16 protein-coding genes and 1 pseudogene are annotated in these 19,435 nt (G+C 43.4%); 10 read left to right on the top strand and 7 right to left on the bottom strand.

The features are described 5' to 3' along the window. Window positions 1–104 precede the first annotated feature (104 nt). The 3 genes from V8Q34_RS20250 to V8Q34_RS20260 all read right to left on the bottom strand — a co-directional run bounded on the left by V8Q34_RS20250 (window position 105) and on the right by V8Q34_RS20260 (window position 4,155). Window positions 105–1,409 (bottom strand): substrate-binding domain-containing protein, encoded by a 1,305-nt coding sequence (locus V8Q34_RS20250; RefSeq protein ID WP_335836191.1) that lies wholly within the window; start codon window positions 1,407–1,409, stop codon window positions 105–107. 359 nt (window positions 1,410–1,768) lie between these two features. Next, the gene (locus tag V8Q34_RS20255) at window positions 1,769–2,857 is read right to left on the bottom strand and encodes an ABC transporter substrate-binding protein (RefSeq protein ID WP_335836192.1); all 1,089 of its coding nucleotides are present in this window, start codon (window positions 2,855–2,857) and stop codon (window positions 1,769–1,771) included. Between the two features lie 245 nt (window positions 2,858–3,102). Beyond that, complete coding sequence (locus tag V8Q34_RS20260; RefSeq protein ID WP_103733010.1) at window positions 3,103–4,155, bottom strand: uroporphyrinogen decarboxylase family protein; 1,053 nt, start codon at window positions 4,153–4,155, stop codon at window positions 3,103–3,105. Between the two features lie 139 nt (window positions 4,156–4,294). Between V8Q34_RS20260 and V8Q34_RS27575 the strand changes: the two are divergent. The 10 genes and pseudogenes from V8Q34_RS27575 to V8Q34_RS20305 form a co-directional block, all read left to right on the top strand. After that, a pseudogene (locus V8Q34_RS27575) lies at window positions 4,295–4,708 on the top strand (cupin domain-containing protein); the annotation flags it as partial. Between the two features lie 135 nt (window positions 4,709–4,843). Next, on the top strand, window positions 4,844–5,167 hold the full coding sequence (locus tag V8Q34_RS20265) for a helix-turn-helix domain-containing protein (protein ID WP_225305409.1): 324 nt from the start codon (window positions 4,844–4,846) through the stop codon (window positions 5,165–5,167). A gap of 541 nt (window positions 5,168–5,708) precedes the next feature. After that, window positions 5,709–6,395 (top strand): response regulator transcription factor, encoded by a 687-nt coding sequence (locus V8Q34_RS20270; RefSeq protein WP_335836193.1) that lies wholly within the window; start codon window positions 5,709–5,711, stop codon window positions 6,393–6,395. Window positions 6,396–6,411: 16 nt separating this feature from the next. Next, window positions 6,412–7,449 (top strand): sensor histidine kinase, encoded by a 1,038-nt coding sequence (locus tag V8Q34_RS20275; protein WP_335836194.1) that lies wholly within the window; start codon window positions 6,412–6,414, stop codon window positions 7,447–7,449. Between the two features lie 71 nt (window positions 7,450–7,520). Then, a complete protein-coding gene (locus tag V8Q34_RS20280; RefSeq protein WP_033143818.1) occupies window positions 7,521–8,204 on the top strand; it encodes an ABC transporter ATP-binding protein in 684 nt (227 codons plus the stop codon). Beyond that, the gene (locus V8Q34_RS20285; RefSeq protein WP_335836195.1) at window positions 8,201–10,531 is read left to right on the top strand and encodes an FtsX-like permease family protein; all 2,331 of its coding nucleotides are present in this window, start codon (window positions 8,201–8,203) and stop codon (window positions 10,529–10,531) included. Before V8Q34_RS20280 ends, V8Q34_RS20285 begins: the two co-directional genes overlap by 4 nt. A gap of 9 nt (window positions 10,532–10,540) precedes the next feature. Continuing rightward, entirely contained in the window at window positions 10,541–11,104 is a 564-nt protein-coding gene (locus tag V8Q34_RS20290; RefSeq protein WP_335836196.1) for a hypothetical protein, read from the top strand. 572 nt (window positions 11,105–11,676) lie between these two features. Beyond that, a complete protein-coding gene (locus V8Q34_RS20295; protein WP_335836197.1) occupies window positions 11,677–12,378 on the top strand; it encodes a LytR/AlgR family response regulator transcription factor in 702 nt (233 codons plus the stop codon). A 20-nt stretch (window positions 12,379–12,398) separates the two neighbouring features. Further along, window positions 12,399–13,538 (top strand): M20/M25/M40 family metallo-hydrolase, encoded by a 1,140-nt coding sequence (locus tag V8Q34_RS20300; protein WP_335836198.1) that lies wholly within the window; start codon window positions 12,399–12,401, stop codon window positions 13,536–13,538. A gap of 58 nt (window positions 13,539–13,596) precedes the next feature. Next, window positions 13,597–14,886, top strand: coding sequence for a GHKL domain-containing protein (locus tag V8Q34_RS20305; RefSeq protein ID WP_335836199.1), 1,290 nt, complete (start codon window positions 13,597–13,599; stop codon window positions 14,884–14,886). 142 nt (window positions 14,887–15,028) lie between these two features. On the opposite strand, the gene V8Q34_RS20310 is transcribed toward V8Q34_RS20305, so the two are convergent. From V8Q34_RS20310 to V8Q34_RS20325, 4 genes are read right to left on the bottom strand one after another with little or no spacing between them, the layout of a single operon-like run. After that, window positions 15,029–16,291, bottom strand: a complete 1,263-nt coding sequence (locus V8Q34_RS20310; protein ID WP_335836200.1) for a hypothetical protein — start codon at window positions 16,289–16,291, stop codon at window positions 15,029–15,031. A gap of 6 nt (window positions 16,292–16,297) precedes the next feature. Next, a complete protein-coding gene (locus V8Q34_RS20315) occupies window positions 16,298–17,131 on the bottom strand; it encodes a carbohydrate ABC transporter permease (protein ID WP_335836201.1) in 834 nt (277 codons plus the stop codon). Then, a complete protein-coding gene (locus tag V8Q34_RS20320) occupies window positions 17,131–18,012 on the bottom strand; it encodes a carbohydrate ABC transporter permease (RefSeq protein ID WP_335836202.1) in 882 nt (293 codons plus the stop codon). The genes V8Q34_RS20315 and V8Q34_RS20320 overlap by 1 nt, the downstream gene beginning before the upstream one ends. Before the next feature lie 31 nt (window positions 18,013–18,043). After that, window positions 18,044–19,360, bottom strand: coding sequence for an ABC transporter substrate-binding protein (locus V8Q34_RS20325; RefSeq protein ID WP_335836203.1), 1,317 nt, complete (start codon window positions 19,358–19,360; stop codon window positions 18,044–18,046). Window positions 19,361–19,435: the final 75 nt, after the last annotated feature.

The raw sequence follows: 19,435 nt of genomic DNA on the forward strand, positions 1-19,435 counted from the left end.
GAATTTCTTCTCCCTAATAGTCTGCATTTCAATGGATATTGTAACTACTCTTTTGCACGGTCAGCGCAGTAAATGCGCAGACCTGACTGAACAGTTATTGGATATTACTGATTAAGCAAGGATGTATAAGAAGCTGCATTGTCTGTCTTCACCATGTTGATGGCAAATGCATCGTACTGGCTTGGATTTCCGAGACGGTTTGTGATATTGGACTCTGTCTGTCCGTCACCGCCGATGTAATCCACATCCAGGTTAAGAAGACCATCATAGTTCTGAAGAAGCGGCTGGTATGTTGAGCTTAAGAAGTTATCGGATGCATTGTAGATGTCAAGCCATACCTTCTTTGTAGGATGTGAACTTTCCTCAAGCTGAGTGGAAACCGGCTCATAAACCTTTGTGGAATCTGTGAAGTCCTGGTAGTTGTCAGCAGTAACTGCTACATTCAGTGCGTAGTAGGAACGTTCGTCCTCTTTGTATACATATACGTCATCGCCCAGAACATTGCCTGCTTCATCCGCTGTGCCGATACCGGTGTCAATGTCTGCTCCGTCAAGGGCGTTGCGCAGAACACGAAGGGTCAGGTATGCCTGAACATCTGCATGCTGGCTGATCGTTCCGCCGTATCCTTCCGCGATAGCTGCTACCGCGTCGTTGTTTGCATCGTATCCGAAGGTCGGAACCTTGTTGTCCTTTGACCATGCATTGAACATGGACATGCCCATACCATCATTATTGGAAACAACAACATCAATCTCCTCACCAAAGGAGGATGCCCATGTTCCGATTGCATTGCCTGCTGTAGCCGCATCCCATGTAGCACCTGCGGAGTTCTTCATCTCCTGGGAAGCCAGCTCACGGATTGTATAGGTCTTGCCGCCTGCTTCTATAGAACCATCCTGTACGGCTGCTGCTGATCCGTCTGAATTTGTTCCGACCGGTTCACTGTTGATATCGCCGTCTTTGTCGATTCCTGTGCCAAGGGCTTTCCGAACACCTCTTGTACGAGCAATGGAATCATTATGTCCGATATCACCGATCGCCAGAACGTATCCGATCACGCCGTCACCGTTGCGATCCATTTTATCAATATTTTTCTCGATGTAATCTTTTACCATTTGGCCCTGAAGCTCAGCGCCCTGGTTTGCATCGAATCCGACATAATATGTATTATCATTATATGAAAGTGCTGTCATATCAAGTGCCCCGGTAGAACTGTTGGACGGCTGGCGGTTAAACCATACTAAAGGTTTGTCTTTGTTTGCCACGTCTGATGTCTCGGCTGCCGGTTCCTCTGTTTCTGTCTTTTTTGTTGTGTCTGTCTTTTCTGACGAAGAACCGCCAGAGCCGCATGCTGTAGCTGAAAGTCCAAAAAGTACCGCCATTGTGATCAAAACAATTTTTTTCTTCATATACTTATTCTCTCCCTTTCCTTTGACACTTTTTTCCGTGTTCTTTGTTTTTGTTGATATTGACAGTATATCTGATGTAAGAAAAAGAAAACATAGAATATTTTTCTATGAACATTAAAATTTTTAAGGTTAGGTTTAGTGTATTTTAACTATATGCTATTCTTTTAATATCAGCATACCTCCAAACTGCAAATCTCGGAGATTTTCCTTCATGATTAGGCTTTAGAACAGGATACGCACAGATAACGGACTTCCATTACATCATAAAAAGAGGAAATTCAGCTCATTAAATCAAGTTGGATTTCCTCTTTTAATCAGGATGTTTTTCTAGCATCCTTTCAATATTATGGTTTTATATATTAGTTTGTGAAAAATTCCTGAAAAAGTTCTGTTACTTCGTCCTGACTCATTTCGCCTGTCATATAAGCCTGTAAATACGGTCCGCAAGTCTCTGAATAACTCTTGGGAGCAATTGGGTGAATCCAGCCATTTGTCTTGCCTGCAGTAATATATTTATTTGCATCATTTGCCAGCAACCCTTTTACCTCTCTGTCAGTCTTCACCGCTGGTGCTGCACCGACTCCGTCACATGTCCATTCTTGTCCCATTTCAGAGGTTAATATATATTCTGTGTATTCTTTTGCCAGCTCAAGATTCTCGGAATTTTTATTTACTATATATGTCCAGTTACAGCAGGAGAGAACCGTTGCATCCTCCTCTGTTTCTCCCACCGGAACAGGAAGAAACGCAAGGTCTGCATCAGGATTAAAGGAATCTAATGTGGACTGACACCAGTCTCCCATATGAATGATAGCAGCATCCCCGTTTGCCAGCATATTTTCCGATTGCTCCCAGTCTATTTCCAGCGGTTTATTCGTTCCGTATTTCACAGCCAAATCCAAAAAGCGAAAAAGATTATCCCAATTTGGCAGGTCTGCAAATGTTAATTTACCTGACATTAAAGCATCATTTGTTCCCTCTGCATCCAGATCCTTGTCTATCATAAAATGTGTTGCCAATTGCCCGAGAACCCAACTTTCCTTCGCAGCCAGAGAAATAGGAGTTATTCCGGAGGCCTTTAATTTCTCACATGCCGCTTCCAGCTCATCCATATTAACAGGTAGTTCCGTAATTCCCGCTTTCTCAAAACATTCTTTGTTATATAGTAAACCCATATTAGCATAGGACCATGGCAGCGATTTAATATTCCCTTCTTGATCCATCCCTGTTTTTAACGCATCTTCCAGGAACAGACCAGTCACATCATTATCTTCACTCCAATCATATGCATACTCATAATAAAGCTTTGCGGATGTTCCCGTTTCTACTGCAAATACATCTGGAATATTATTGGAATTGATGCGTGACTGTAATATAGTGGTGCTGTCATTTGCAGCATGCTGTACTTCTACAGTAACTCCCGGATGCTCTTTTTCAAAAGCTTCCACTACCTTCGCATACTCTTCCAGTCCGTATGCCTGTGCGTCAAATACACTTAGCACTATACCTTCGTCCTCTTTTTTTGTTTCAGAATTACTCTTATTCCCTGCGTTATCCCCCTCTGCACTTCCACATCCTGAGAATATAGCTGCCATCAATACCGATGATATTATAACTGCTATAACTTTTTTCCTTGCCATAGTTTAATCCTCCATTTTGAAACAACCCCACCTGGTATCCATATGATAACTGTTTAATTGTAGTAAAACGCATATTTTTCCATTGCATCCATCAAAGCTTTGATATTTTTCAGCGGTACTCCCGGATAAAGCCCATAAATCATCATAAGCCCTCCCTTTGCCGAACCCAGTTCTTTCACCTCCTTCAATATCAGATCATCAATATCCTGCTCCGTTCCGTATGGTGTTATCCTCTGCCTGTCAATATCAAGGTCAATACAAACTTTTCCTTTTAAATTTTCCTTGATCCAGTCAATACCATTTACCAAATCCTGTAAATTTATAACGTGTATTCCACTTTTAAGGAGAAATGGAATCAGAGTACGTATATCACCATCTGAATGCATATGGATTAAAATATCTTTTTCCTTTGCCGGTTTCATCATCTTTTCATAACATGGCAGTATATAACGTTCAAAATTTTCCGGAGACAGCATAGGTCCCACCTGCATACCCAAGTCCTCCGCATAAGTCATAATATCCACATTCATTCCTGCATAGCGCTCAATAATATAAGTATTAAACGCTACAATTTTATCCAGCAGATCGCTGAATTTCTGCTCTTCATCCTCCATGTCAAAAATCGTCTCCTGATACCCTCTGATATCACAAAGCTGTAAAAAAGTATGTCCATGCCGCAGTCCTTCCATGGTCAAAAGTCCTTTTTTTTGCCGTTCCTGTATCCTTTTCTGTTCTGACTGCCAATTTATTTTTCCAATCCCCATACATTTTTCAGGGTCAGGAAACTGATACGAATCATAATTTTCCCAATCAGCCAGTGGGTGCTGCTTTACGGAACCAGTAATACCATCGTCTGTTGTCTCCCATAGACATCCCCAATCATCCATATAGGGGTGATTTTTTTGTGCTACATTGGAATAATCAGGCACGTAGGGAATCTCTTTTCTCTCAAAATCCGGAAACAAGAATGGATGCTCTTCCATCAGGTCAAACAGTTCTTTCTGTGGATATGCATTCCAGCAGGAATCGTTTATAACAAATTTCATGGGTATGTATTTTGGAGTTTCAAAGCGTATGGCTTTTAGAACATTATCTCTGTCATACATAGTATTTCTCTTCCTTTCTTAATAAATAAATGATATATTAAGTATAATAAATCTGTATAATTTTGTCTTATAACATTAGCTAAAATACATTTTCAAACATTTCCATTCCCCCGGATTTTGCAGCAGAAAGGAGAGTTCAATGGGAAGAGAATACGCACAAATATATGATTATTATTACCATAATCATTTTCTTTTCCGTCTTGGTCATAAACGCTATCAGAAAGCCCAGCCTCCGATACCGCTTCATGAACATGGCAATATGACGGAATTTGTTTTTCTTGAAAAAGGAACGCAGAGCTATCAGACCATAGATGAGATATACACTGTCCATCAGGGGGAGGTATTTTTTACACAGCCTAATGAGCCTCACAGCACGGGAATCCTGCCGGAAGAGATATCTGTCCTGTATTATCTTATCGTAGACCTGTGTTTAATCTCTGAATTAGATATTTTTATATCCGAAAATGAATACACAAAGATGGACAATTATTTCAGAAATATTGGAACACGTATTTTCAAACCGTCGCCACATCTTACCACAGCCTTGAGACGATTGCTGGAAATTTTTATAATACCGGATATGCATTTTGATACACATATACGAAATGCATTATCCGAAGTATTGATTTCCCTTTCGACCCCATTTATCCCCGGCAAGGATTCACATAACGGGGAGATTGAGAACAGTATGTCCTACATACAAAATCATTTAAAAGAGGTGATTTATGTTTCAGAACTTGCACAGATGGAAAATATGTCCCTATCTGCATTTAAGAAAAATTTTGTCCGAATAGCTGGTATTCCGCCAGGAGAATATATATTGCAGGAGAAAATCAAGAAATCAAAAGAACTACTGCTTTCAACCAGACTTTCCATTACAGAAATAGCATTTGAATATGGATTTTCCTCAAGCCAGTATTTTGCTACGGTATTTAAAAGATTCTGTTATATGTCTCCCTCGCAGTTTCGGAAGGTTTATTGTGTGTCAGAAAATTTAAAATCTGAAAGTTAAAGTGATGGCTTATCAGATATACTGATGTACAGAGGCGGCTGCATTGCCTGTAATGAAATATATGTAATTTTTCTCATTAAGAAAGCGGGGAACAAAGAATATCATTTTTTGTTCTCTGCTCCGAAACACTTCTGCGAATAATTTGCTTCGTCTTTTCAATAGAAACATAACATTGTCTTCAAGAAAGTATTCGATATTTACCACCTCAACACCTGCCTCGTGACAATCTTATCCAACAGGTACAAACACGAAGTCACCAATCTCTAAATCTTTTAATCTATTAGATTTTAAATTAACTATTAACACTTCTTTCTGTATATCAATAATAACCCTTTCTACCTACTTTATCAACGCTGACACCTAATACCACATATCTGTTTCCAGTTCCCGGTCAACCAACATTTTACTCATAGTTCCCGGAACAATAGATAATTTAAAAACTGTCAGTTTTTTACCTACAGTTGCAGATTCCCCATATATGTGAGAAGATTAAGACAGTACCAAACAATACAGGAAAAGCGAAAAAGGACGGTGTAAATAAATGAAACGTATATTTTTTGTAGAAGATGATTTGAGTTTGATCAATGGTCTGTCTTTTGCCATCAAAAAACAGGGATACGAAACAGACATAGCCCGCACATATCTTGAAGCGGAGAAAATGTGGATAAACGGTAAATATGACTTAATCATTTTAGATGTCTCTCTCCCCGATGGTTCCGGCTATGATTTATGTAAAAATATCCGCAAAACATCAAAGGTGCCGATCATCTTTCTCACCGCGGCTGACGAGGAGACGGATATCATCATGGGACTTGATATCGGCGGTGATGATTATATCACAAAGCCCTTCAAGCTAGCTGTATTCCTGTCCCGGATCAATGCCCTGCTCCGCAGGAGTGACAATTTTAACCAGGCCGATGCAGAGCTTGATTCCAACGGGATAAAAGTTCAGCTCTTAAAAGGCGAAGTCTATAAAGATAATGAACTGCTTGACGTAACGGCAAGTGAATATAAACTCTTGTGTTTGTTTATGCAAAATCCGGACATTGTCCTTTCGCCTGAACAGATTCTGAATAAACTCTGGGATTGCGACGAAAAGTATATTGACAGCAACACGCTTACCGTTTATATCCGCAGGCTCCGCACAAAGATTGAAGATAACCCCAGCCAGCCGAAGAAGATCGTGACCGTCCGGCGTATGGGATACAAATGGAATACTGTGGATTAAATCATGGAGGTGCAAAGTGAAAATACTGGTGAATAGAAAAATCAAATTATTTTTTTCCCTGTCCGTTCTGTCTGTCATGATCTTTTCCCTGCTTTCTGTTCTTTTGATCTGCCTGAATGTGAAACATGCCGCCATATATGTGCTGGTCTTATCTCTGTGCATGGGGCTTTCTATACTGGCAGTGGGGTATTGGTATTTCAATGACCAGAATAAGATCATGGAAGATGCAGTCACACAGATGAAAGAATATGTGTCCGGAAATGAAAACGCGCGTATTGAATGTAACGACGAAGGCGAATTATACCGTTTATTCCACGAGGTCAATGCGCTGGCAGCCATCCTGAATGCTCATGTTGACAACGAGAAGGCAACAAAGAAATTTTTAAAAAACATAATATCCGATATTTCCCATCAGCTAAAAACCCCGCTCGCTGCCCTTAATATCTACAATGGGATATTACAGGAAGAAGCAGTGGAATACCCCACGATCAAAGAATTTGTGGATTTTTCGGAACAGGAGCTGGACAGAATAGAAACCCTTGTGCAGAACCTGTTGAAGATCACAAAGCTGGATTCCGGTACTATCATGCTGGAAAAAAAGGTGGAAAATGTATCTGAGATGATGAGCAGAATCGAAAGCCACTTTTCCTACCGTGCGGAACAGGAAGAAAAGAACTTCTCTCTTTTCGGTGATGACACGGTCACATTATTGTGCGACCATACCTGGATGATGGAAGCAGTCAGTAATATAGTAAAAAATGCATTTGACCATACAGAAAAGGGAAATACCATATCGGTTGAATGGAAACAGTCCGCATCGGTCGTTCAGATCATAGTGAAGGATAACGGAAGCGGCATTCACCCGGAGGATTTACATTATATATTTAAAAGATTTTACCGAAGCCGCTTCTCCAAAAATACCCAGGGTATCGGACTTGGGCTGTCTCTTGCAAAGGCTATTGTGGAAGCTCACAGCGGAACCATTGAGGTTGACAGTGAACTGGGGGCAGGTACCACATTTACACTCAGTTTCTTAATTCCTACAAAATTGTAGGCTTATTGTCATCTGCCAGTAAGGTTCACATGGTAGACTTTCCTTATCAAGAAAGAAAGAGGTGTTTCATTATGGACTTATTGGAAGTCAAATCCATTTCAAAAACTTATGGCAGCGGCGAAACAGCCGTACACGCTTTAAAAAAAGTCAGCTTTTCCATACCAAAAGGCGAATTTGTGGCAGTGGTCGGTGAGTCAGGTTCCGGCAAAAGTACACTTCTCAACATGCTGGGCGCCCTGGACACCCCAACCTCCGGCAAGGTCATTATCGACGGTAAGGATACTTTTTCCATGAAAGAGCATAACCTTACGGTTTTCCGGCGCCGGAATATCGGCTTTATCTTCCAGGCGTTTAACCTGATTCCGGAACTGACAGTGGAGCAAAATATCATTTTCCCTGTGCTTCTTGACTATCAGAAGCCCAACAAAAAATATCTGGAGGAGCTTCTTCATGTGCTCAATCTGGAAAAACGCCGCCATCACCTTCCCAGTCAGCTATCCGGCGGCCAGCAGCAGCGAGTGGCCATAGGGCGTGCATTGATCACCCGGCCCTCCCTCATCCTGGCGGATGAGCCTACCGGAAACCTGGACTCTCAAAACAGCAGTGAAGTAATCGCGCTCCTGAAAGAAGCATCGAAAAAATATGAGCAGACCATTATCATGATCACACACAATCGGAGTATCGCACAGACGGCTGACCGTGTATTGCAGGTAACGGATGGTGTACTGACTGATCTGGGGAGGTGCCATGAATGAAAAGCTATCTGAACCTTGTTCCCATTTCAGCGAAAGTGCATAAACGGCAGAATCGGATGACAATATTATGCATCATCATATCCGTACTGCTGGTGACAACTATTTTCAGCGGAGCGGATATGATGATCCGGACAGAAAGTATCTTTCTGCAGAAAAAGCATGGGAGCTGGCATATTCAATTAGAAAATCCGCCAAAGGAAGCTGTCGACAAGATCATCCGGCGTCCTGATGTTACCGCCGTGGGCTGGTCAGAGAAATTTAATGATGACGGGGAACTGCTTTATTATATCGGTGAAAAAAAAGCAGTCCTGTGCGGCACCGATGAATCCTATATGACCCGGCTTACAGATGGACTTGAGGAAGGCAGTTTTCCGCAGAAGGATAACGAGATTCTTCTCAGCAGCAATGCAAAGATTGCTCTCCATACACAGATTGGTGAAAGCATAATCTTACGCACCCCTGCCGGTGATACAGACTTTATTGTGTCCGGTTTTGGCTCTGATGATAAAAAGTATTATCAGGGACAGACCTATCTGGTGGCCGTATACATGACCCGGGATGCTTTTACCGGAATCATGGAACAAAATGGCATAAAAAACACTCCATTCTGTTATATCCAGTATCAGAATGCCGCCAAAGCTGAAAAATCCATGTCAAATTTGCAGGAACAATATCAGCTTCCAAAGGATAGTATCTCTGAAAATACAGCGGTCATGGGGATTGCAGGAAAAAGTAAGAATACGTCCATGATGAGTTTCTACGGGTTAGCGGCTGTTTTATTCGTACTGGTGTTGTCAGCAGGGGTATTGATGATTTCCAGCAGTATGAACAGCAATGTGGCCCAGCGGACAAAATTCTTTGGTATGATGCGCTGTATCGGTGCAAGCCGCAGCCAGATCATTCGTTTTGTCCGGCTGGAGGCTCTGAGCTGGTGTAAAACCGCAGTGCCTGTAGGCATGATTCTGGGCACAGCAGTCAGTTGGGTACTTTGCGCCATACTGCACTATGGCATTGGCGGTGAATTTTCCGTGATGCCGGTATTTGCACTCAGTCCTGTCGGACTCATAAGCGGTGCGGCCGTTGGTGTGGTAACTGTGCTTCTGGCGGCCCGTTCCCCGGCAAAACGCGCTGCCAAGGTTTCCCCGATGGCAGCAGTCTCAGGCAATGGGGATACAAAGCCCTCTGTAAAACATGCGGTAAAATCAGGATTCGGCAAAATTGAATGGACATTAGGTGTTCATCATGCCATATCTTCCAAAAGAAACTGGCTTATGATGACAGCATCCTTTTCCCTCAGTATCATCCTGTTTCTCTGCTTTTTTGTAGGAATCGATTTTGCAGGCCAGCTTCTTCCGTCTTTTCGTTCCTGGCAGCCGGATCTCAGTCTGAACGGTTATGCCAATGCTCTGGTACTTGACCGGCAGCTCAGTGATGAAATCAGTCAGATACCTGGTGTTTCACATGTATTCGGCAGTTCCTACATCAATGATGTTCCTGTGACCTCCTCACGGGAGGGCATTGAAAATATTAATCTGGTTTCTTATACTGACTTTCTGCTGGATGGCTCAAAAGACAGAGTCGTTCAGGGCGACATTTCCACAATCTATGGTGACAGCAATTGTGTCATGATCATCCGCAATAAGGACAATCCAATGAGAGTGGGCGATACCATCCGGATTGGCGAAAATGAGATGAAGATCACCTGCGCCGTATCAGACGGATTATATTCAAGCGAAATGGGCGTAATATGTTCCCAGGAAACCTTTGACCGGCTGATGGGGGAACAAAATTATAATCTGATCGGTATACAGCTCGATAAAGATGCCACGGAGAAAACAGTGCAGAAGATCAGTGTTCTTGCACAAGACGATGTAATTTTTTCAGACGACCGGCAAAGTAATCAGGAGATCAAGGCAACCTATCTGGCCACACGCCTCATTGGTTATGGTTTTCTGGCAGTGGTTGCCATGATTACGCTGTTTAATATTATCAACAGTATTTCCATGAGTGTGACTGCCAGGATAAAACAGTATGGCGCCATGCGGGCTGTCGGCATGGACGGAAACCAGCTCACCGGAATGATTGCCGCCGAGGCTTTTACCTATGCGGTTTCCGGTCTGATCGTCGGCTGTGTGATCGGACTTTTGCTCAGCGGTTTCCTGCATGTCAGGCTGCTCACACATTTCTTCGGGATTCCATGGGAATTCCCGGTAGTCTTACTGGGCGTGATCATTTTGTTTATTCTGGTCTCTGCTGCCGCCGCTGTCTATGCTCCCGCCAAACGACTGCGGAATATGGTTGTTACGGAAACTATAAATGAACTGTAAGGAGGAATTATGTTAAAGCGCAGATTCATTCCTGCATTACTGCTCGTAGTGACGCTTATGTTCTGTCTCACCGGATGTTCCGATATCGGCCGCGGCTTACTGAATGAGTTAGAAGATAATAAGGAAGGAATAAAAAGTGAACTGGGAGAACTGAAAGACGGTTTGAAGGCTGAGATCAATGAATGGATGGGCTTTGCCAGCAAATATGCCATAACGAAAGACAAAGATTTGAAGGGTGAACGAAAACTTGGCGTTGATGAATATGCCGGAAGTTATGAAGCATCCTATACACAATTTAATGGAAAGGAGTATATCTTCGGTGGTACTTTTCTGAAACGTGAGTTCGGCACTGCACTGAAAGCAGCTTACTCACTAAAGATCCAATCCGGTACTGCAGCCTTATATTGGCTGAGAAGTCCTGACAGCCATATCATTTCCGGAGATAAGGAGGTTCATATGATTACAAAAGCAACTGATGATGATGTTTATGAATTTACAATGACCGCCGGGGATAACTTTATTGTTTTGGAGGGCAATGACTTTACCGGCAGCCTGTCACTAAAAGTAGAATGAGGAATAAAAATCCTTTTGGAAAAACCGTTTCATCCGGAATTATATGGCTTGGCTGTGCGCTCTCCTGCTTCTTGCTGGTGCCTGTCTGCTTACTTTTTGTGATAATTGATGTTCTTATCGAAATCATAAATACATTCCTGCGTTTCGCAGAGGGGAGAAAAAATAGATGAAGATTCTGGTGCTTTTATTATTTTTATTATTCATCTTAATATGGGTGATTGGGTTTCTGTTCTCACATAAAATTGCTCTGGGGATATTGGTTGCTGTTATTATTCTCTGCCGGATGAAAAAAAGTCAAAAATTATAAAAGGTTAAAATGTCGTAATCTGGAGGAAAAACAAGTGGGTGGTATGTTTTTCTTTCAGATTACTTTTCTTTTACTGTTTTGTAAAATAACTTCTCAATAAATATGTTCACACTTCCAACTCTGTAAATTATCACTTTGTAATTCGTTTTCTGCTATCCTTTCACCCTTAATCTGCCAAAATACTATTGTAACCTTCACCCCGAATAAGCTATAATCTTATAATATAATTCTTAAATATACATTACACTGAAAGGATCACTGACCTATGCTGAATCTGGTAATCTGCGATGATGAGCGGACACTGCGCAATGATTTGAGAAAAGTATTGGAAACAGAGCTGGAATTGTGCGGGCAGACATTTAAGATCGCAGAATTTGACTGCGGGGAATCACTTGTCCGTGCGCTTAATGACTCTGTGTTTGATATTATATTTCTGGATATAGAGATGAAGGATCTGGACGGCGTCGCAACCGCGAGGGAGATAAGGAAAAGGACTTCCGCACCGGAGATTATTTTTGTCACCTCCTATCCTGACTTTGTATTCCAGGGATATGAGGTACAGGCCCTCAATTACATATTGAAACCATATCAGAAAGAGAAGATCATCTCTGTCCTGCATACCGCCCTGGAACGCCTGGGCAGGGATTCTGAAAAATATTATATGGTGGAATCCAGGGGACAGACCCTGCGCCTCCCCTTAAGCCAGACGAAATATTTCTTCAGTGACCGGCGGTCCGTAAACGCTGTCACAACAGAGGAGACCCATACCTTTTACGGAAAGCTATCTGATTTGGAAACGGAACTGCCTGAAAATTTCGTGCGGATCCATAACCGTTACCTTGTAAATCTGAAATATGTACAGTCCATACAGGGAAATTCCGTCCAGATGGCTGAGGAAGAACTTCCGGTGAGCCGTTCCTGCAAACAGGATCTGGCAATCGCCTTTGCAAAATATATGCTGAACTAAGCAGAAAAGGAGCAAGTAAAATGAATGAAAAAACAAAAATGATCATAGAAGAATATGCCGTCTCCCAGACACGAACGGCTGAAACGCTACTCATGGAGCTTGGAAAAATCCCGGCCCCCAGTCACCAAGAAGACAAACGTGCCGTATTCTGCCGGGACTGGCTTCTCTCCCAGGGAGCCGAGGATGTTTCGATTGACGCTGCTAAAAATGTGGTGTGTAAAATCGGTACCGAAAAAGATACTGACCTTATTGTATTTATGGCACATATGGATATCGTATTTCCTGACCTTGAACCTCTGACTATGAAACAGGAAGGCAGAAGACTGTATGCACCCGGAATCGGGGATGACACTGCCAATCTGGTCAATCTTCTCATGGCAGCCAAATTCCTTCTGCAGAATAAACCGAAAATGAATACCGGATTTCTCATCGTCGCCAACGCCTGCGAAGAAGGTCTGGGTAATCTGGACGGATGCAAAGAGATCTTCCGCACTTATGGCAGTCAGATACGGGCATTTTATTCCTTTGACGGCAGCCTGTCCAACTGCACCTGTGAAGCGGTAGGCTCTTACCGGTACAAAATCACCGTAAAAACAGCAGGCGGACATTCCTGGTCAGATTTCGGCACTCCCAACGCCATTGAAATCCTGTGCAGGTTAGTTGAAAAATTATATCATGTGCAGGTTCCCACAGAAGCCAGGACCACCTATAATGTGGGCTATATCCAGGGCGGCACTACTGTCAATTCCATTGCGCAGGAGGCATCCGTATTATATGAATTCCGCTCCACCAGCCAAAAGTGCCTGAAGATCATGCAGCAAAACTTTGACGATATCCTTGAAAACATGAAAGGTGCATTTACCATAGAAACTGAACTTTTGGGCGTCCGTCCCGGAAACGGGGATATTTCCGCAGAGGCTTTAAAAGCCTTCACAGAAACAAATGCCGAGATCATCCAAATGTTCTGTCCCGGAGAGATTGCATACAATGCTGCTTCCACGGACTCCAATATCCCTCTCTCCCTTGGTATTTCAGCCAACACCATCGGAACCATTGCCGGAAAAAATGCCCATACCAGAGAAGAATGGGTGGACCTGGATTCCCTTCCGACAGGAATGAAAATTGCACTTGGATTAATGCTGCAGTATACAGAACTGTGAGCTGCCGCGGCTGTCCATGTAAAGCCGCCATTATTTTATACAAGCTTAGGAGGATAAAATGACAACGCAACTAATCGATCAGCTGGAATATATCGTCAATTTCGCAGGTACCATTGCCTATGTATTATTCCTTTTCCTTCTGATTCGCCGTTTTCTCACTCTCCGAAGTGAAAGGAAGCTTATTATCCTGGCATCCTTTCTGATGCTGACCACCTTATCCGGACCCATCATATATCCGGAGGAACTGACCGGAACCATTTCGGTTCTTTTCCTCTTTCTGTTGTATCTGCTGATATTCTTTAAAGGAAAAATACTGGAACGTGTTTCTGTTTGTATAGTGCTGTATCCAATACTGGTGACTCTTAATTTTATGACGGAAGATATAGGTTTCCAGATCTGGCAGGCCAATAGGGATATGTCCTCATTGGCACAGACTGCCCTGCATTCTTTTACCATCTATCTTCGCATCCCCGCCTGGTTTCTGATCTGGCTGCTTTGCCGCAGATGGGTCCCCAGGGCCAGGGAGCTGACAAAACGTATGTGGCTGGTCATAGATATCATCTGTCTCGCTTCGGCAACCGGCCTTATTACTTTTATCTATAACTCTACTCTGGACAGAGCTCATATCACATACCCTGCCTGTATTGCCTGCATCCTGACCAGCATAGGATGTCTCTATCTGACTTCCTATGTGGCAAAGACCATCCGAAACGAGTTTGAAATGCAGAACCTGAAATACCAGCAGTCATATTATGAGGAATTGGCGAAAAACCAGAAAACCGTCAGGAAAATACGCCATGACATGAAAAATCATCTGAGTGTCATCTATTCTTTTATCCAGAACCGTGATTTTGAAGGCGCTGAGAAATATTTTCGGGAGCTTTCAGGGGAGCTGACAGTGAATAACCGTATTTTCTGTAAAAACAGTATTGTTAACGCTGTGCTGAACAGTAAATACAGTGCCGCACTGGATAAAAAGATAGACTGCTTTTTCAATATTTCCATTGACGGACTGCTGGGAATCGATGATGTAAGCCTCTGTTCCCTATTCTCCAATACGCTGGACAATGCCATCGAAGCCTGTGAAAAAATACAGGACACCTCCAAACGGCAGATTTCGCTGAAGGCGAGATATGATAAGGGATTCCTCAGCTATGAAATCTCTAATTCCAAGGCGAATCCCGTCACCGTAAAAAAGGACCGCTTTGTGACAGAGAAAAAAGATAAGACTGCCCATGGATTCGGGGTACAGAATGTCCGTGATGTGGTGGATAAATATGCAGGAAATCTGGATATTGCTTATACGGATGATCGGTTTACCGTTACTGTTTTGATTGGTAATCTGTAGCTTTAATATCCGCAGCAAAACGCACATGAAAGCGCATGTCAGGTTTTTACAAATCATTCCTGATATGCGCTTTATCTTTTTAAAGCTTTTCCATCCGGACGTTTACGGTACCAAGAAACATATCAAAGAAATGTTTCCCGTATTATCTCTCTATTTCTTCCCGAATAATATTTACCGATCGTGCCAGTTTTTCCACATTTCCATTCAGCATATACACATCTCTGCTCAGGATCTCAACCTCAAGTCCCTTTGCCGTATCCAGCGTTTTTCTGATATGCGCACGGAACGCTTCTTCGTTCAGGTCCCGGCCCACGCCTATATAATTGGGGCTGATCTTCCTGGAATATATGATTTTTTTGCCGCGCAGCTGCTCTGCTATGAGCTCCTCATCACACCAGGGCGAGATAGAGAGTTTTCTCAGATTCTCAATCTGATCAAGTCCGTCTTCAAACACCGTATGCACCGGTTCACAGCACCCATAATATACCAGTCCGAACTCCTGTGCAAGCCTCTTATAATGGGGCAGGAAAAAGTCTTTATACATATCCTTTGATATCACCACTGTCTCCTGGGCATTCGTGTTCACCCACTGATCCTCCAGTTTGATATCTGTACGCCCCTTCGCAAGCTCTGTATTTTTCTTTTCTTCTTTTGGAAGTTCGTCTGTGATCGCGTAGCTGATGCCGCAGCAACGCTGCATGTTCCAGTTTGGGGTGAGGAGCCCCTGCTCCTCCTGCCACTTTGCAAAGCTCAACAGATCATCTGTGATAAATTTTACAAACTCGTGTACTTTGTCCGGACAGTCATACATGGCAATACAGAGATTTTCCATACTCATCAAATGTATCATGCGCTCCGCAATACCACTCCAGTCAAGCGTATGGTTCTCCGCCCTGACAGGCAGAATATCACCCAGTACATCACTGCATATGTCCACGTCTCTTTTCATCTTCTCCTCATCAAAATAAAATTTTGACGGGCGCAGCTTCTCAAGATCCTCTTCCAGATCCTCAATCGCATAGACGTCCCGATAGCCCACATTTTCGGCACCCTCCGCCATATCTCGCTTCATAATTATACCATATGTATCTGTCCCGATTGGTGCATCGATGGAAAAGTAATCCTCGATGATTCTGTCATCTCCAATCAATGAAATAGGGACCGTAGCCTGCAGGAGCTTATCTTCTATAAACCGCCCCATTTGGCTGCTGCAGTAAAATCGGGGACGGATCTGTTCCCAAAACCCAACTTCCTCAATGACAACAGGAGGCTTTGAACCCCTGAAGCTGTTATGTTGTTTCCACAATTTTATTGCCTCCAGGTTTCTCTCTTCCCCGGCATATTCCTGTTGTTTTTTTGCCAGTTCCCGTAAGTATTCTCTCTCTTTTGCCGTAATAAGTTCCATGTTTTTCTATCCTTTCACTGCTCCAATAGTCATTCCTTTTATAAAATATTTTTGAAGACATGCGAACAAAACCGTAATTGGCAGCGCAGAGATAACAATCGCTGCCATGGCCGTGCTGTAGTCATTTTTGTAGGTAGAAAATAATACCTGTGTGCTGAGCACAACTGTGCGCAGCTCTCTTTTGCTGATAAACAGACTGGTCATCAGATATTCATTCCAAAACTGAAAAGACTGCATAATGATCAGCGTTACGTATGCCGGCTTCAGCATCGGCGCTACCACACTGAAGAAAGTGCGGAAAACAGAACAGCCGTCAATCCGCGCAGCCTCTTCCAGTTCCACCGGAACTGTATTCATGAAGCTGTTCATCATAAACATTCCAAAAGAAAGCCCTGTCACAATATACATACATACCACGCCAATCCTGCTGTTGATCAAATGCAGGGTATTTCCCACTGTAAAAATCTGTATAAACAATGCCTGGGCAGGCACCAGTATCCCTATAATGAAATATATGTATGAAAATTTAAAAAACTTTTCCCTTCGCCTTGCAATCGCCCAGGCGCCGGCGCCGCACAGCAGGGCCAGGATACAGACCGCCGCTACTGTATATACAAGACTGTTGGCAAATGTATATACCAAATCCAGCTTATGGACAGCATTTTTGTAATTTATCAAAGTAAACGCGGACGGAAGGGAAAAAGGCGAACTCAGGAGCATTTCCCTCTTTGTCTTAAAAGAGTAATTGATCACCAGAAGAACCGGAAGCAAGAAGAAAAGCGATACCACAATGGCAAGCAATTGCAGCAGTATAGTTTTTCCCAATCTCTTTCGTTTCATTACACCTGCACCTCCCGTTTCTTCAGCCATTTTAACTGAATCACCGCGATCAGCAGCAGAACCGCGATCAGTGTGATGGACATGGCTGAGCCGTATCCATACTGGCGTCCCGCTATGGCAGTATTATAAATCTGCATGATGATGGAGGTGGAAGCATAACCCGGGCCGCCCTTGGTAGAGCTGACCAGCAGGTCATACACCTTCAGCGATCCGGTTGTGATCCCCACCACGCTGACCGTAATGGCAGGCGCCAGCATGGGCAGTGTGATCTTAAAAAATCTCTGCATGACGTTGGCACCATCCACCCTTGCCGCCTCCAAAAGCTCATTGGGCACAGACTGCAGCCCTGCCAGATAGATCAGTGTCCAGTAACCCAGCCACTGCCAGTTATTGGCGATCACCAGCCCGGTGAGCACGGTCTTCTTGTTTCCCAACAGCATAAAATTGATATCTGTTCCCAGCACACCATTCAGGGCCGGAAGAAAATTCCCATAAATACGAAGCCATACGAAACCTGCTATGACCGCACTGATCAGACACGGAATAAATATAATGGTGCGAAACAGTGACTTTGCCTTTATAGTGCTGTCCATAAGTAGAGCAAGGAGCAGCGCCCCCACATTCTGCAGCACAGTGTTGATGATCGTAAATTTTATGGTAAACAGCCATGCATCTCTCACATATTTATCCTGGAACAGCCTGATATAATTGTCAAACCCCACCCACTTCTTAGTGGCAGACAGTCCGTTCCAACTGGTGAAGGAGTAAGAAAATGCCATACATAAAGGTATTATCATACCAACGGTGAATAATAGAAAACTTGGAAGCACAAACATTGCATACTGCCATGCCATGCGCCGGTCCAGTGTCTTTTTTCTCAATGGTGCGGCCCCCTTTCTGTAAGTCACTTACCTATTGAAGACTGTTTTCCTTCCGGTCATCCGCCGCCTTGAGCGCATCATCTAAAGAAATATTGCCCTGAAGCCATTCTGCGATTTCCTTAGCATTTTCATCCTGGAAACCACCCCACTGAAGCTGGTTATTGCCTATATCCACATTAATGATCTCATTGGCATTCACATATTTTTCCACATCACTCTTAGTAGAATCCGGAAATGTAGTTTTTACATCTTTGATCAGGGGGGATTCCATAATGACATCACAGATTTCTCCAACCATCTCTTTATTTTCCGTGAGCAGTGTGAATACCTTGTCCACAGCCTCATTGACAGCCTCGTCTGCATTTTCATTCTTCATAAATGTAACGTTTGCCTGAAACAGCAGCTTGGTATCCCCCGTTGAGTTGGGATATGGGAAGAAACCAAAGTCAAAATTCTCATCAATACTGCTGATGGCCTCTGAGGGAGCGAAGTATGGTGCCAGCATTGCCGCTTCTCCTTCTATAAATTTCGTGTTGCATATTGTCTCCTCCATGGAAAAGGTCTCATCTTTCCATGTATGGTCAAAGATAAATTTAATATTTTCGTATGCCCGGCGGTACTCCGGAGAGTCCACAAAGGAAACCTCACCGCTTCTGAACTTGTCTCCCCAGAGCGGATCTTTGCAGAATATCTCGCCCATAGCAAACTGCATAGCCAGATTGCCTATATGTGATGTATCCACAAAGTGTGTGGCAAAAGGCACAATACCCGCATCCTCAAAGGTCTTTACCGCAGCCTCCAAATCCTCATAAGTCTTTGGAACCTCCACATGATAGTCCTCAAACATTTTCCGGTTATAGGCAACGCCCTGGTACATGGCATCAAAGGTAAGTCCGTATACCTTGCCGTCTACCGTGACCGTGTCTGTCCCCACTTCATTGACATCGTCCAGGTACGGCTTACCGGCCAGATCACCTAAGACGCCCATATTCCCGTAGGTTACCGCGTCTGTCGCTTTTCCCACAATAATATCCGGAAGGCCGGACTGGATATAGGTCTGCATCTTTGTATTCAAATCAGCCCAGTTAATAGTCTCCCATTCCAACTGAACTTCAGGATAATCTTCTGCCAGGCCCTCGTCAATAATATCTTCTATTCCATATCCGGAACCCTGTGCCAGCAGAATCCTCAGTGTTATGGGATCCTGTGTATCACTGGCAGCAGTTTCATCTGCTCCCTTCTTTTTCGTATCCTCTGTGTCATTTCCCGCAGTGCCGCCGCAGCCGGACAACATTCCCGCAGCAATACATCCAACAAGCAATAAGCTGGTCATCTTTCTCCATTTCATAAAACAATCCTCCTTAAATTTTTTTGATAGGATTATCTTAACAAGATTTTCATTCTAATTATTAGGACTATTTTG

The sequence above is a fragment of the Blautia sp. JLR.GB0024 genome, assembly GCF_037000545.1.
Classification (GTDB): Bacteria; Bacillota; Clostridia; order Lachnospirales; family Lachnospiraceae; genus Blautia; species Blautia celeris.

Bases quoted from the DNA above. Each gene is read 5' to 3' on its own strand.
- V8Q34_RS20310 (WP_335836200.1), bottom strand. From the start codon at position 16,291: ATGGAACTTATTACGGCAAAAGAGAGAGAATACTTACGGGAACTGGCA.
- V8Q34_RS20270 (WP_335836193.1), top strand. From the start codon at position 5,709: ATGAAACGTATATTTTTTGTAGAAGATGATTTGAGTTTGATCAATGGT.
- V8Q34_RS20305 (WP_335836199.1), top strand. From the start codon at position 13,597: ATGACAACGCAACTAATCGATCAGCTGGAATATATCGTCAATTTCGCA.
- V8Q34_RS20325 (WP_335836203.1), bottom strand. From the start codon at position 19,360: ATGAAATGGAGAAAGATGACCAGCTTATTGCTTGTTGGATGTATTGCT.
- V8Q34_RS20285 (WP_335836195.1), top strand. From the start codon at position 8,201: ATGAAAAGCTATCTGAACCTTGTTCCCATTTCAGCGAAAGTGCATAAA.
- V8Q34_RS20300 (WP_335836198.1), top strand. From the start codon at position 12,399: ATGAATGAAAAAACAAAAATGATCATAGAAGAATATGCCGTCTCCCAG.
- V8Q34_RS20290 (WP_335836196.1), top strand. From the start codon at position 10,541: ATGTTAAAGCGCAGATTCATTCCTGCATTACTGCTCGTAGTGACGCTT.
- V8Q34_RS20260 (WP_103733010.1), bottom strand. From the start codon at position 4,155: ATGTATGACAGAGATAATGTTCTAAAAGCCATACGCTTTGAAACTCCA.
- V8Q34_RS20250 (WP_335836191.1), bottom strand. From the start codon at position 1,409: ATGAAGAAAAAAATTGTTTTGATCACAATGGCGGTACTTTTTGGACTT.
- V8Q34_RS20280 (WP_033143818.1), top strand. From the start codon at position 7,521: ATGGACTTATTGGAAGTCAAATCCATTTCAAAAACTTATGGCAGCGGC.
- V8Q34_RS20315 (WP_335836201.1), bottom strand. From the start codon at position 17,131: ATGAAACGAAAGAGATTGGGAAAAACTATACTGCTGCAATTGCTTGCC.
- V8Q34_RS20265 (WP_225305409.1), top strand. From the start codon at position 4,844: ATGTCCTACATACAAAATCATTTAAAAGAGGTGATTTATGTTTCAGAA.
- V8Q34_RS20295 (WP_335836197.1), top strand. From the start codon at position 11,677: ATGCTGAATCTGGTAATCTGCGATGATGAGCGGACACTGCGCAATGAT.